Raw genomic sequence first — 13,997 nt, 5'->3', positions numbered from 1 at the left:
CGTTCGTCAGATCGCCGGGCTCGGCGTCTCCAGGAGGCCTCGGAGCAGCACCATCGCCGCGCCGAAGGCCGCAGCGTCGTCCACGTGCTCGGCGATCCCCACCTTCACGTCGTGCACGTGACGCATGAACACCGACCGGTCGAGCCGGTCCTGGACGGCGTCCCGGTAGCGGCAGCCGAAGTCGGCGAAGGCACTCCCCGCGAGGATCACCTCGCCGACGTCGAACATGTTCACCAGCGTCACCGCACCGATGGCGAGGAACCGGATCGAGGTCTCCAGCAGGGCGGCGGCATCGGCGTCACCGGCCACGCCCGCGCGTCCGATCGCCAGGAAGTTCTGGAGCTCGTCCTCACCGAGGGCGAGCCGCGAGCCCAATGACGGGTGCTCGAGCGCCCGAGTCGAGATCGCCCGCGGGCCGGAGAGGTTGTCCAGGCAGCCGTTGTTGCCGCAATCGCAGACCGGACCGTTCGGATCCACGGTGATGTGGCCCAGCTCGACGCCATTGGAGCTCGCACCGCGATAGGGATTGCCGTCGATGATGACGCCACCGCCGATGCCGCCGGCCATGAACACGACCGCGAAGCTCGACGACGCCTCGCCCAGCGCCTCGACCCCGATCCCGGCGGCGGTCGCGTCGTTCTCGATCACCACGGGCAGACCCGTCGCCTCCGTGAGCGTCGCCGCCAGCGGATACCCCCGCCAGGCCGGAGTGGGCTGCGGTGTCAGCAGCACACCCGCACCGCGGTCCTGCGGCCCGTAGGTCGCCAGGCCGATACCGCGGACCTTGGAGCGCGGGACTCCCGAGGCGTCGATCATGGCCGACACGGCCTCGGTGAGCTCCGGCAGCACCTCGTCCGGGTCCCGCTCGCCCGCCACCGGCAGCTCGCGCCGGATCACGATGCGTCCGCCCAGGTCGACCAGCACCCCCACCGATGTGAATCGGTCGAACTGCACGCCGACCATGTAGCACGCCTCAGGCTGGAGTTCGAGCAGCCGCCGCGGCGTGCCCCGGCTGATCCGCTCCTTCCCCGCATCCCGCACGAACCCGAACTCGCTCAGCTTGCGGATGGCGTTCGTCATGGACGTCTGCGTGAGCCCGGTCGCCTCGGCCAGCTCGACGCGGCTGACCGTGCCCCGCTCGCGGATCAGGTCGAGCACCGCGACGAGGGTGGGTTTGCGAACCTCCGACCCGAACGCCCTCAACCCATCCTCCTCGGGAACCCGCCTGGCGCGAACGCTTGCACGGAACACCTTACTTGACCCGCTGAAGTCACTCCGCAGCCGAAACGGGGGCGTCGGTGCCACCGACGCCCCCGCCCGATCAGCCGAGCTCGGCGTCATGTCGCGATGGTCCATTGCTGGTTGGCGCCGCCCCAGCACGAGTACTGCTGCACCGGCGCGGCGTCGGCGGTGGACTGGTCGAGCACTTCGAGGCACCTGCCGGAGTGGCGGGCGACCAGTTCGACGAAGCCGCCGACCTCCCGCAGCTCCCATTGCTGGTTCCGGCCGCCGGTGCACGGCCACAGGATGGCCGCTGCGCCGTCGGCGGTCGAGGCCAAGTCGACGTCGAGGCATTTGCCCGACGTCTGCGAGACGACCTGGTGGTAGCCGCCGCCGAGGTCCCGCAGGCGCCATTGCTGGTTGGACCCGCCGTGGCAGTCGTACTGGATGATCTCGGCCCCGTCCTCGGTCGAGGCGCCCGCGACATCGAGGCACTTTCCGGAGTTGCGGTTCACGATGGCGGTGAACCGGCCGCCGTCGATGTCGTCGCCCCAGCCGTAGCGCAGCCGGTCGGCCGCGGACGGGTTGCGGACCGTCAGGCGCAGATCGGTGCCGCTGCCGGTCAGCTCGAACATCGAGTAGAAGTCGTAGTAGGTGTCGTTGGTCTTGCCGCCGATGGCGGGCCAGTAGACACCGCCCATGTCGTTGGTGCGCATGACCTCGGTCATCGCCCTGATGTAGCGGACGTAGTTGTTCGTGCTGTTCGGATCACCGTAATCGAGGCCGCTGTCCATGGGCGCGCCGAACTCGGTGGGGATCGCTCGTGACGCGCAGTCGCCCAGGCGGGACTCGATGTGGTCGATCCAGCCTTCGAATGTCCTCTCGCCATAGTCGAACGAGTAGTGGTGGAGCGAGAGCAGCGTGCCGTCGAACCGGGGGTCGTCGCAGATCGGGCGCAGGTCCTGGCTGAAGCCGACCCCGCCGATGAGGACGCGGCCGGGCGGCGCCGAGTAGTGGTAGTCGAGCCAGTCGGCCGCGAGGTCGCGCCACTCTTGGGAGCTGTAGCCGTGGGGCTCGTTCATCGGCTCGAAGTAGATGAGTTCGTTGGGGCCGTATGTGCTGGTCACGGTGGACCACATCGAATTGAACGCGGCCATGTCCGTGATGCGCCCGCCGGAGGCGACACCGTCCTCCCAGTAGGCGAGGATGACCTTGAAGCCGCGGTCGGTGGCGGCGTCGATGGTGGCCCGGTAGGCGTTCCACCACGCCGAGCCGACGGTGTGGGTGTTGATCGGGAGGCGGACGGTGTTGGCGCCGAACTGGGACTCGAAGGCGTCGTAGACCGTGTCGGCCTTGGCCCGCACGGTCTCGTAGTCGTCCGACGCGTCCAGGCCGTCGAGCACGAGCGGTCCGGTCTGGAAGTTGTCGCCGAGGACGGCCCAGTTGAAGCCGCGGAACTGGCTGGTGTCGGCGTTCGCGGTCCCGGCGCCGGCCAGCACGGTGACCGGCACCAGCGCCAGCGCGGCGAGAACGCTGATGAGGGTGCGCCGACGGCGCCGTCGCGGTGCGTCGTGGCGATGGAGGAATCTCATGATGTCGACCTTTCTCGTGCGGCAGTGCACGTGATGGAGAGGGACAGCAGGACGGTCATGGCTCCGGGCGTGGTCATCCCATGAGCCAGAGTTGGTTGTCGCCGCCGTTGCACGGCCACTGGCTCAGGGCCGCTCCGACCGCGGTGCTGAAGGCGGAGACCTCGAGGCACTGCCCGGTGGCGACGTTGCGGAGCATGGAGTAGGCGCCGATGACCGGGATCCGTTCCCACTTCTGGTTGTCGCCGCCGTTGCACGGCCACTGGTTCGCCGTCGCCCCTTGGGCGGTCGAGGCGCCGTAGATCTCCAGGCATTGGCCGGAATGGGTGGCCTGGAACTGGTAGACCTCGCCGTCGCGGGTGACCTGCCAGAGTTGGTTGTCGCCGCCGTTGCAGTCGCCCTGATTGACCGCGGCCGCGTTCGCGGTGCTATGGGCCCAGACGTCGGCGCACAGGTTCGAGTGCCGCGCTTGCAGGACCGCGTCGGTCCTGCCCAGGGGCGCGTCGAAGATCGGCCAGCCGTCCGCGAAGGTCAGCTGCCGAATGTCGAGCGTCCCGCGGCCGTAGTTGTCGGCGTCGTAGTAGTGGTAGGCGAAGTAGCGTTCATCGCCGTCGGTGTAGACGTCGCCGCCGCCGGCCGCCACGTGAGGCCAGGGGCCGCGCATGAGGACGGTCGAGCTGCCGCCGTCGACGAGGTTCCGTCCGCTCTGGTCGTAGTAGGGGCCGGTCACGGAGGTCGCTCGGCCGACGACGGTGTGGTAGGTGCTGTCCGTCCCGATGCAGCAGCTTCCGGTGGGGGCCAGCAGGTAGAAGTACCCGCCGTCCTGGACGATCGAGGTGCCCTCGACGTTGACGGCCAGGCGATGGAGGTCGTCGTCGGTGGTCGAGAACTTCCCGGTGGACTCGTCCAGCGCGTGCATGTAGATGCCGTTCCAGGAGCCCCAGGCGACGTAGAGGCGGTCGTCCTCGCCGCGCACGACGTCGGGGTCGATCGGGTAGTTCAGGTCGGTGATCATGCCCTGGTCGGTCCAGGGCCCGTTCGGTGTGGGGGCGGTCGCGAGTCCCATGGCCGCGTGGGGGATGCCCCAGATCGCGGTGCCGTAGTAGAGGTGGTATTCGCCGTCGAAGTAGTTGATGTCGGGCGCCCAGATGTTGGGCGGGGTGGTCCCGCCGTGGGCGTCGGTGATCCACTGCGGGGTCTGTTCCCAGACGTTGCCGATCTTCTCCCATCCGCCGGCGGGCGTGGCCTGGCAGGTGCGGAAGACCATGACCGACCCGCTGCGGTTGTTCGGGTCGTTCTCGAAGCCGGTGGTGTAGGCGTAGTAGCAGCCGTCGGCCTTGATGACGCTCGGGTCGTGCAGGAGGATCTCGCCTTCCAGCGCCGAGGCCGGAGTGGTCACGAGCAGTCCGGTCAGCGCGAGGGCCACGGTCATCAGCAGGGCGATGCCGCCTGCGAGGGTGCGCCGCCGTCGCGGTGCGCGTGGGACGTCGGAGCGAGGGGGGAGTCTCATGGTGTCGACCTTTCCCGTGCGGTAGTGCACGTGATGGAGATGAACTCGTTGAACTTGTATATTCCGATATATGAATGTCTTGGGTCCTTTGCGGCCCGATGTCCCCTTGTGGAGACGGCCGGGCGCTTTTTTCGGGGTGCGCCCGGCCGCTACCGGGGTCTACTGTTCGGCGGCCCGACAGTTGTTCCGGGGGTGCGATGACATGAACGGCATGGCGATCACCGACCCGGCTGGAAACCCTCTCAACGGACCTGTCCCGTCAGTTGACTTTGAAGCCTTGTGAGTTGCCGTAGGTGACGAGTTGCTCCTGCCATGCCTGGAGGCCGGTGTTGAGGTCGGATCGGTCGACGTAGGCGGTGCCGACGGTGTCGGGGAAGATGCTGTTGGCGTAGACCTGGAAGGGCAGGTACTGGAACCCGGGCTCGACGTTCCCGGCCGCCTCGACCAGGACCTGGTTGATCTGCTGCCCGCCGAAGTACTCGGGGGCGGCGCCCAGGAACTCCTCCGATTCGAGGTCGGCGGTGGTGGCCGGGAAGCCGCCGCTGTCGAGGAAGACGCCGACGCTGTCTTCGGAGTGGTTGAGCCAGCGCAGGAACGCGGCGGCGAGCGCCGGATTCTTGGACTGCTGCAGGACCGATTGCGCCGAGCCGCCGTTCTCGGAGGTGGCGGGGCTGCCGTCGTAGGACGGGACGGGCGCGATGCGCCAGTGGCCGGCGCCGTCGGGGACGGAGCCTTGGAGGATGCCGGGGATCCACGCGCCGGTGATGAGGCTGGCGATGGTCCCGTTGGACAGGGCCTGCCACCAGTCGTCGCTCCAGGTGGGGATCGGTGCGAGCAGTCCGGGTTCGAGCATGCGGTTCCAGGCGTCGGCCCAGCGCCGGGTGCCTTCGTCCTGGAGGTCGATGGTGACGTTCTCGCCGTCGACTTCGTAGGGGCGGCCGTCGGCCTGCCAGATGAGGGGCTGGGCGTATCCGGCGTCGCCGGCGTCGTTGGTGAGGTAGCGGTCCGCATCGGCGGTGTGCAGGGCCTCGGCGGCGGTGATGTACTCCTCCCAGGTGGCGGGCACGGCGATGCCGAACTCGTCGAACACGGCCTGGTTGTAGGCCATGACCAGCGGGCCGGAGTCCTGCGGAAGACCGTAGACGCCGCCGTTCAGGTTGACCGCCGACCAGGTGGAGGCGGTGTAGTCGGCCTCGAAGTCGGCGAAGCCGTACTGGGTGAGGTCGACCAGGGCCTCGGAGAGCGCGAACTGCTGGAGCGCGTAGTACTCGATCTGGGCGACATCGGGCGCCCCGGAGCCGGCGGCGACGGCGTTCTGCAGGGCCGTGTACTGGTCGGTGCCGGTGCCGGCGTTGACCAGTTCGACGGTGACGTTCGGGTGGGCGGCCATGAACGCATCGACTTGGGCCTGGCCGGAGGGCGTCCAGGTCCAGTAGGTGAGCTCGCCCCCCTCTTCGAGCGCGGCGTCGAGATCGGCGGGCTCGCCGTTCTCGGCGGGGCCTGCGTCGTCGCCGCAGGCGGTCAGGGCCGCGCCGAGCAGCCCGGTGCCCGAGGCGAGGAAGAGGGTGCGGCGCGCCAGGCGCTGCGGTTGAGAGGTCGACATGGTGGTTCCTTTCACTTCAAGTTGCCGGGGCGCTTGGGCGCCCCCGGCCTTGCGAGGGGTTCGGTCACGGCTCATCCCTTGACGCTGCCGGTGCTCAGGCCGGACTGCCAGAAGCGCTGGAGGAGGATGAAGACCGCGATGATCGGCACGATCGTGATCACCGATCCGGCCAGGACGAGGTGGTAGATCGGTTCGGCGCCGACCCCGGAGGCTTGGGCGCTCCACTGGTTCAGGCCCACGGTGAGCGGGTACCAGTCGGGGTCTCTGAGCATGATCAGCGGCAGGAAGTAGTTGTTCCAGGTCGCCACGATCGCGAACAGGGCGACGGTGACGATCCCTGGCGCCAGCAGCCGGATCGCGATGGTGAAGAAGATGCGCATCTCGCTGGCGCCGTCGATGCGGGCGGCCTCCAGCAGCTCCTTCGGCACCGATTCGAGTGTGTACACCCAGATCAGGTACAGCCCGAACGGGCTGATCAGGGAGGGGATGATGATCGCCCACGGGGTGTCGGTCAGGCCCAGGCGGCTGAACAGCAGGAAGGTCGGGACGGCCAGCGCGGTGCCGGGCACGGCGATCGCGCCGAGGACGACGGCGAAGTAGGCCCGGCGTCCGGGCATGGCGTATTTCGCCAGGCCGTACCCGGCCAGGGTGGCCAGGAACGTCGCCCCGCCCGCGCCGGCGACGACGTACAGCAGCGTGTTGCCCAGCCAGCGCCCGAAGATGCCGTCGCGGTAGGTGAAGGTCGCGACGATGTTGTCGAACAGGGCGAAGGAGCCGCCGGGGGCGAGCCCGGAGACGGTGAACAGCTCGGTCTGGGTCTTGTTGGCGTTGATCACGAGCCACAGGAGCGGCACCAGCGCGTAGGCCAGGAACAGGATCATGATCAACGTGAGCGCGATCGACTTGCGCGGGTGAGTGATCGAGTGCGGCCGGCGGTGGACCTTCGGATTGATGGTGCGCATCAGCGGTCCTCTCTGCGGGTGCCGCGGAGCTGGACGGCGTAGGCGATCACGGCGGTGATCAGGCCCATGATGATGGCGATGGTGGCCGCGTAGTTGTACTGCTGGCCCGCGAAGCTGAGGTTGTAGGCGTACATGTTGGGCGTGTAATCACTGGTGATGACGTTGGCCGCGAGCGGGGCGATCACGTTGGGCTCGTTGAACAGCTGAAAGCTGCCGATGATGGAGAAGATCGTGGCGATCACGACCGCGCCGCGCACGGCCGGGAGTTTGACGGCCTTGAGGACCTGGAAGCCGCTCGCGCCGTCGATCTCGGCGGCCTCGTACAGCTCATACGGGACGGTCTTCAACGCCGAGTAGAAGATCAGCATGTTGTAGCCCACGAACTCCCAGGTCACGATGTTCCCGATAGAGCCGAGGATCCACTCGGGCGCGAACGGCCGGATGACATCGGTCCCGAACAGGTCGTTGAGGTCGGCGGCGAGCCCGAAGTTGTCGCCGTAGATGAACCCCCACATCAGGACCGCCACCACGGCCGGGACCGCATAGGGCAGGAAGATCACCAGCCGGAACAACCCGCTCGCGTACAGCCGCGCCGAATCGATCGCCAGAGCCGCCACCAGCGCCAGCAGCAGCATGATCGGCACCTGTACCAGCAGGAACACGAACACCCGGCTGAAGCCGTCCCAGAACTGGGCATCGCCCAGCGCGGTCGCGTAGTTGTCGAAACCGACGAACACGGTCCCGCCGATCATGCGTGTCTGGAACAGGCTCAACCACAGCGCGTAGGCGAGCGGCGCGATGAACACCAGCACGAACACCACCGCGAACGGTCCAGCGAACTGCCAACCACGCCAATCGCGCGGGGGTCTGGGTCTGCGCCCGCGGGCGGCCCGGGCGCGGTCGACGCCGACCGCCGGCTCGGTGAGGACGGTGGTCACGAATCAGTCCTTTCGATCGGAGCGCCACGGCGCTCTGGGAGGGGCGCGCCCCGGTGACGCCATGGAGGCGCGGTCGAGGCGCGGATGATCAGGGGACGGTCGGAGCCGTCTCCGTCTGATCCTTCAAGGTCGAAGTCGGGCGCTCCGGCGATGCGGCTCAGCAGGGCCGCGATGGCCTGGTTCGCGTCGGCCTCGAAGGTCTGGCGGACGGTCGTCAATGGCGGTCGCAGGTAGGCGGCGGCCGGGATGTCGTCGAATCCGACGACGCTGACGTCCTCGGGGACGCGCAGTCCCGCCTCTGTCAGCGCCAGGATCAGGCCGGTGGCCGTGTCGTCGTTGGTGCAGAAGACGGCCGTCACCTCGGGGTCGGCGGCGAGCTGCTTGCCGATCTCGTACCCGGAGGCCGGCGACCAGTCGCCCTCGATGTGGGGCGGCGGTTCGATGCCCCGGTCGAGATGCGCCTGGCGCCAGCCCTCGAGTCGCTCGCGCGCGGCCCACCAGTTCTGCGGTCCGGCTATGTGCCAGACCTTGGCGTGGCCGAGGTCGAGCAGGTGGTCGGTGGCCTCCCGCCCGTCGGCGACGACGTGCGCGTCGGTCGGGACGACCGATTTGGGCGGGAGGCCGTCGGTGTATCCGAGGCTGACGATGGGGACGTCGGCCTCGAAGCGGCGCCCTTGCGGCTCGTCGATCGGTTCGGACAGGATGATGCCGTCGACCCCCTGCTCCAGCAGCCGGTCGATGCCTTCCTGCATCGACTGCGGTCGGCCCTCCGTGGTGTGGGCGACCGAGAACGAGAACCCCGCTTCGCGCACACCGCGTTCGAGCGCGACCAGCAGCGAAGCCGGACCCCAGCCGGCGGTGCTCAGCGAGACGACGCCGATCCGGTGGAAGCGGCCCGTGGTCAGAGCCCGCGCCGCCGTGTTGGGGCGGAACCCGAGCTCGCGCGCGGCCCGCATCACCTTCTCTCGGGAGGCGTCACTGACGTACCGCTCGTTGTTGACCACCCGCGACACGGTCTTCTGGGAGACCCCCGCCAGGCGGGCGACGTCGTACATGTCCGGGGCCTTGCGGCGACCGGCGGACTCGCTGGGTGGGGAAGGTTCGTTCACATCTAGCTCCCGTCGAATTTCTGACTGCGCAGTCAGGTTCAACCTACGAGCCCCTGACAGGATTGTCAAGGTCCCGGAATCGGCCTATCCGACCTGAACGAGCTCCCATTGCTGGTTCTGGCCGCCGTGACAGTCCCATTGCTGCACCGGTGCGCCGTCGTCCGTCGAGAAGCCTTCGACTTCGAGGCACTTGCCGCTATTGCGGTTCACGATCTCGACGTAGGCGCCGTCGACCGGCTCGAGTCGCCAGTCCTGGTCGTCGAAGCCGTTCTCCACCCAGGTCAGCGCATCGGTGCCGTCGGCGGTGTCCGAGCCGCCGATCGCCAGTGCGCGGCCGCTGTGACCTGCCAAGAGGTTCACGTACCCGTCGCCGGTGTCGCTGACGTGCCAGCGTTGGTTGGCCCCGCCGTTGCCCGGCCACTGCACGACTGAGGCGCCGTCCTGGATGCTCGCGTCGAACACGTCGAGGACCTGTCCGCTGTTGCGGTTGACGATCTCGTAGTAGGGGCCTGCCGAATTGCCGAGGTCCACATCGCCGTAGTAGATGGTGTTGCGATGGCCCGAGCAGAAGCACTCCACCGACAGGATGAGCACCCGCCCGGTGTCGGACACCGGCTGCATCCAGCGGCTGTAGCCGGCCGGCATGTTCGTCTGTACCGGCGTCCACGCCCCGGCGCCGTTGGTCGAGTTGATCCGGATGTCCGGGGAGCCTCCCGAGTTGTACGCCAGTCTGCCGTCCGGCAGGGCGAGCACGACGGGGCTGCCGCCGTGGTCGATCGTGGTGCCCTCGTCGAGTGGGTTCCACTGCTCCGGGTCATCGGAGATCTGGTAGTTGTTCGGTATGTCGGGCCGGCCGACCACCTCGTAGGTCATGATGTAGCGCCCGTCGGACATCTGCGCCACCGTGGGCATGCCGGGGCGCAGGTTCCGATCGGCCAGAGCGACGTCTTCGACGATCGGCCCCCAGCTCACGCCGTCGGTCGAGGTCTGGTGGACGAGCTTCTGGTCGTGGTTCGCCTTGTCGCGCTCGTCGGAGTAGTAGACGATGAGCTTGCCGTCGGTCGCCAGCAGGAACGGCTCCCAGATCGGCGTCGGGTCGGCCGAGCCCCATTCGCCGCCGCCGACGGTGATCTCGCTGACCCACGACCACGACTGTCCCTCGTCGTCGCTCCGGTACAGCTCGAGCGCCGTCTCGGAATGGTCGGCGGGCGAGGCGATGCCGGCGAGCAGGAGCGTGCCGGCGGGCATGTCGCCGATCGGTTCGGGAAGGACGTAGAGCTGGGGACTCGCCCACAGCGCCCAGCCGCGCGGCGAGGTGTCCGGGACCTCGGAGGTCCTCGTCCAGGTCTGCCCGTCGTCCCAGCTGGAGTAGATCGGGAAGACCTGGCCCTCGGCGGGCTGGTTGTTGTCCTCGAAGGTCGCCACGAGTGTGCCGCTCGGCAGCTCGGCCGACCTGGCGTAGGTCACGCAGTAGTCGCGCGAGCAGTCGCCCTGCGGTTCGAACAGGACGCGCGGCTGGCCTTCCATCGCTTGGGCGGGCTGTCCCACCAGCGTGAATGCCAAGGTGAGGAGTGCGGCGAGAAGCCCTACTCGCCATCGTTGCTTCAGCTTGTGCATGAGCGCTCCTTGTCCTTTTCCTGCGGCTCGGGCCGCATGACTCAGGTGATGATTCGGAAGGTCGCGTCGGCGCGGTCAGACGCGGTGGCGACCGGATCGAGTCGCAGCCGGTAGTCGTAGTGGCGGAGGTAGCGGTCGGGGAAGTTGTACGACCGGAACGAACTCCATGAGCCGTCGGCCAGGCCGTCCACGCGGTAGAAGGTCGCGTCGGCCGCGAACTGGGCGGAGCCGTCGTCAGCCTCGAGTGCGAAGTCGAAGTCCCAGTGGCGCGGGTAGTGGCCGGGGTAGTTGACCGACTCGAACGAGATCCCGTCGGGGTCGGCCAGGCCCGGGACCATCCGGAACCGACCGTCCTGTTCGGGGGTGATGTTCGGCTCCAGCAGCAGATCGAAGTCGTAGTGTCGAACGCGGCGGTCCGGGAAGTTGAACGACTGGAGGCGCATCGAAGACGTGTGCTGCCACCGATCGAGGACCCGGGCCTCCTCGGCCGCGGTCAGGTTCAGGATCGAGCCGTGGCGTTTGTGGGTGCCGCCCAGGTCCCACTCCGCGACGGTGCCGTAGCTTCCGGGGTCGGACAGGTCGTCGGTGGTGACCGGCATGTAGCCGCCGTCGGTGAAGAACTGGTCCACCCACAGGGCCCATTCGTCCCGATCGTTGAACTTGGTCCATATGGGCCCTTCGACGTTGCCGCCGTGGAGGCCCAGGTGCGAGAGGTCGCCCAGCCGGGTCCACGCGCCGAGGAGGCTGTCCGAGCCTTCAATGGTGATCTCGTTGTCCCGCGAGGCGCGGTAGTAACGCCATGGGCCGTCCACCGGGCCTTCGATGATCTGGGTGTCGATCAGGCCCTGCCCACCGAGCCGGTCGATGTAGAGCTGTGGCGCGCTGACGCTGGTGAAATCGCTGGTGCGCGCATACCAGATGCGGTGCTTCTTGATCCCGTTGAGCGTCGAGAAGATGGTCCAGTAGAGGATGTAGTCGCCGCGGGCCGGATCCCAGATGGCCTCCGGCGCCCAGGCGCAGCCGGCGTCGCCGACCCCGCCGGCCACGTCGAGGAGCCACGGGTCCGACCAGCTGACCAGGTCGGTCGACTCCCACACCACCAAAGCGGTGCTGCCTTCGTTCTCCGATTCCCACCAGGTGGTGCCCGAGCCGATGTGGAGGTCGGTCGCGAGGATCCAGTATCGGTCGCCTTGCGGGGAGCGGATCAGGGCGGGATCGCGGACGCCTTTGGTGCCGAGTGTCGAGTGCAGGATCAGATCGCCGCCGTTGAGGTCGGTCCAGTGCAGGCCGTCGCCGCTGTGCGACAGGTAGATCTGCTCACCGTCGGTCTGCTCGCCGGTGAAGTGGACCATGAGGTAGCCCGGTTGCGCTTGAGCGAAGGCGGCTCGGATCGGCAGCGCCGAAGCCACCGCCGAGGTGAATGCAGTCGCCAGAACGGTTCTGCGTGATGGCATCTTTCAGGGCCTTTCGTCAGATTGGAGAGGTTGAGGGCCGGATCGGGCGGCGTCCTCCTTTCGAGCGCGGATGGGCGCGACCGGCCTGTGGACGTCTACGCTGGCTCAGGCTCTGGTGAACCGAGGCCGAGTCGGCTAGACTGTCGTCTGACTGCGCAGTCATATCGACCATAAGCTGAGCAGTCAGACATGTCAATATTTCCGACTTGGTTTTCCGGGGATTTCCGTTGGGTTCTGACTCGTCGGCTCACTCGGACGCACCCCGACCCGGCAAACGCGCAGGATCGACGCCCTCGTCGGTGCCGCTTTGCCGAAATCACCTGTCCGACCACCATTGAAGGGACCCCGACTTTGCGCCCCGACTTCCACTACATCGAGGACCCCAGCCCCGGTAGCGGGCGGCTTGCTCCTCGTGCTGCGCTGCCGTCTGATGCGGTCGTGTTCGGCCTTGACGGCGGGTGGCGTTTTCGGCTCGCGGCGGGGTTGCATGATCTCACTGAGGGCTTCGAGGAGCCGGGTTGGGATGATGCGGGCTGGGAGACGCTCCCGGTGCCCTCGATGTGGCAGATGACCGGCATCCCGGAGGAGCCGCGCCTGGGCGCCCCCGCCTACACCAACACCGTCTTCCCCTTCCCGGTCGACCCGCCGCGGGTGCCGGATGCGAATCCGACCGGGGAGTACCGGCGCGTCTTCACCCTCCCGGCCGATTGGCCGTCGGCCGGTCGCACGGTGCTGCGCTTCGAGGGGGTCGACTCCTGCTTCGCGGTGTGGTGCAACGGGGTCCGGCTCGGGGACGGGAAGGGTTCACGGCTCCCGACCGAGTTCGATGTCACCGGCCATCTCCGCGAAGGCGAGAACACGGTCGCGGTGCGTGTCCACCAGTGGTCGGCCGGCTCGTATCTGGAGGACCAGGACATGTGGTGGCTGTCGGGGATCTTCCGGCCCGTCGCTCTCGTGCATCGTCCCGAGGGCGGTATCGATGATGTGTTCGTCCATGCCGACTACGACCACACCACCGGGCTGGGCGCCCTCCGCGTCGAGTCCGACGCCGAAGGCGCCCGGGTGAGCGTCCCCGAACTGGGCATCGACATCGCCGTCGGCGAGAGCGCCACCGCCCGGGTCGAACCGTGGACGGCTGAGACCCCGCGCCTGTACGACGCCGTGGTCGCCACCGCGAGCGAGCGCGCGAGGCTGCGGATCGGCTTCCGCACCGTCAAGATCGAGGACGGCCTGCTCAAGGTCAACGGCCGCCGGATCCTGCTGCGCGGCGTCAACCGCCACGAATGGGACCCCGACGCAGGGCGCACGCTGTCGGTCGAGACGATGCGCCGCGACCTCGAGATCATGAAGCGGCACAACATCAACGCCGTCCGCACCAGCCACTACCCGCCCGACCGGCGCTTCCTGGACCTGTGCGACGAGCTCGGCGTGTGGGTGGTCGACGAATGCGATCTGGAGACCCACGGGTTCATCCATGTCGGCTGGAAGGGCAACCCGTCCGCAGAGCCGGAGTGGCGCGAGGCCTACCTCGACCGGATGGCCCGCATGGTCGAGCGCGACAAGAACCACGCCAGCGTCATCATGTGGTCCCTGGGCAACGAGTCCCACACCGGCGCCAACCTCGCCGCGATGTCGGCTTGGGCCAAGGAGCGCGACCCCGGCCGCCCCATCCACTACGAGGGCGACTGGGACTCCGGCTACGTCGACGTCTACTCCCGCATGTACGCCGACCACGCCGAGACCGACCTGATCGGCCAGGGCGCCGAGCCCGCGACGACCGACCCGGCGCTGGATGCGCACCGTAGGAGCCTGCCGTTCATCCTGTGCGAGTACGCGCACGCGATGGGCAACGGCCCCGGCGGCCTCGCGGAGTACCAGCGGCTGTTCGAGCAGCACCCGAGGTGCCAGGGCGGGTTCGTGTGGGAGTGGATCGACCACGGCATCCGCCGGCGCACTCCAGGCGGCCGTGAATGGTTCGCCTACGGCGGTGATTT

The 13,997-nt window shown here is 68.2% G+C and carries 10 protein-coding genes; 1 reads left to right on the top strand and 9 read right to left on the bottom strand.

Annotated elements, in window-relative coordinates:
* Nucleotides 1-6: 6 nt before the first annotated feature.
* From YWW_RS30105 to YWW_RS0112895, 9 genes are all read right to left on the bottom strand, one after another.
* Complete coding sequence (locus YWW_RS30105; protein ID WP_051325749.1) at nt 7-1,203, bottom strand: ROK family transcriptional regulator; 1,197 nt, start codon at nt 1,201-1,203, stop codon at nt 7-9.
* 134 nt (nt 1,204-1,337) lie between these two features.
* The gene (locus YWW_RS0112930; protein WP_026930458.1) at nt 1,338-2,813 is read right to left on the bottom strand and encodes a ricin-type beta-trefoil lectin domain protein; all 1,476 of its coding nucleotides are present in this window, start codon (nt 2,811-2,813) and stop codon (nt 1,338-1,340) included.
* A 73-nt stretch (nt 2,814-2,886) separates the two neighbouring features.
* Nucleotides 2,887-4,320: a family 43 glycosylhydrolase gene (locus tag YWW_RS30100; RefSeq protein WP_051325796.1), complete on the bottom strand. Its 1,434-nt coding sequence runs from the start codon at nt 4,318-4,320 to the stop codon at nt 2,887-2,889.
* 259 nt (nt 4,321-4,579) lie between these two features.
* Nucleotides 4,580-5,923, bottom strand: coding sequence for an ABC transporter substrate-binding protein (locus tag YWW_RS0112920; RefSeq protein ID WP_026930457.1), 1,344 nt, complete (start codon nt 5,921-5,923; stop codon nt 4,580-4,582).
* 71 nt (nt 5,924-5,994) lie between these two features.
* On the bottom strand, nt 5,995-6,885 hold the full coding sequence (locus YWW_RS0112915) for a carbohydrate ABC transporter permease (RefSeq protein ID WP_051325748.1): 891 nt from the start codon (nt 6,883-6,885) through the stop codon (nt 5,995-5,997).
* The gene (locus YWW_RS30095; protein WP_051325747.1) at nt 6,885-7,823 is read right to left on the bottom strand and encodes a carbohydrate ABC transporter permease; all 939 of its coding nucleotides are present in this window, start codon (nt 7,821-7,823) and stop codon (nt 6,885-6,887) included. The genes YWW_RS0112915 and YWW_RS30095 overlap by 1 nt, the downstream gene beginning before the upstream one ends.
* The gene (locus tag YWW_RS30090) at nt 7,820-8,932 is read right to left on the bottom strand and encodes a LacI family DNA-binding transcriptional regulator (protein WP_211228548.1); all 1,113 of its coding nucleotides are present in this window, start codon (nt 8,930-8,932) and stop codon (nt 7,820-7,822) included. Before YWW_RS30090 ends, YWW_RS30095 begins: the two co-directional genes overlap by 4 nt.
* Nucleotides 8,933-9,016: 84 nt before the next feature.
* Entirely contained in the window at nt 9,017-10,549 is a 1,533-nt protein-coding gene (locus YWW_RS0112900) for an RICIN domain-containing protein (RefSeq protein WP_155830163.1), read from the bottom strand.
* 41 nt (nt 10,550-10,590) lie between these two features.
* Complete coding sequence (locus YWW_RS0112895; RefSeq protein WP_026930454.1) at nt 10,591-12,003, bottom strand: glycoside hydrolase family 43 protein; 1,413 nt, start codon at nt 12,001-12,003, stop codon at nt 10,591-10,593.
* Nucleotides 12,004-12,192: 189 nt separating this feature from the next.
* Here YWW_RS0112895 and YWW_RS0112890 point away from each other — a divergent pair.
* Nucleotides 12,193-13,997, top strand: a 1,805-nt coding sequence (locus tag YWW_RS0112890) for a glycoside hydrolase family 2 TIM barrel-domain containing protein (protein ID WP_425402693.1), incomplete at its 3' end; no start/stop codon positions are given.

Origin of the sequence: Glycomyces tenuis DSM 44171 (assembly GCF_000427885.1) — a bacterium.
GTDB lineage: Bacteria > Actinomycetota > Actinomycetes > Mycobacteriales > Micromonosporaceae > Glycomyces > Glycomyces tenuis.
Note: the sequence above shows the minus strand (reverse complement) of the source record. Positions and strands in the feature narration are given on the sequence as shown.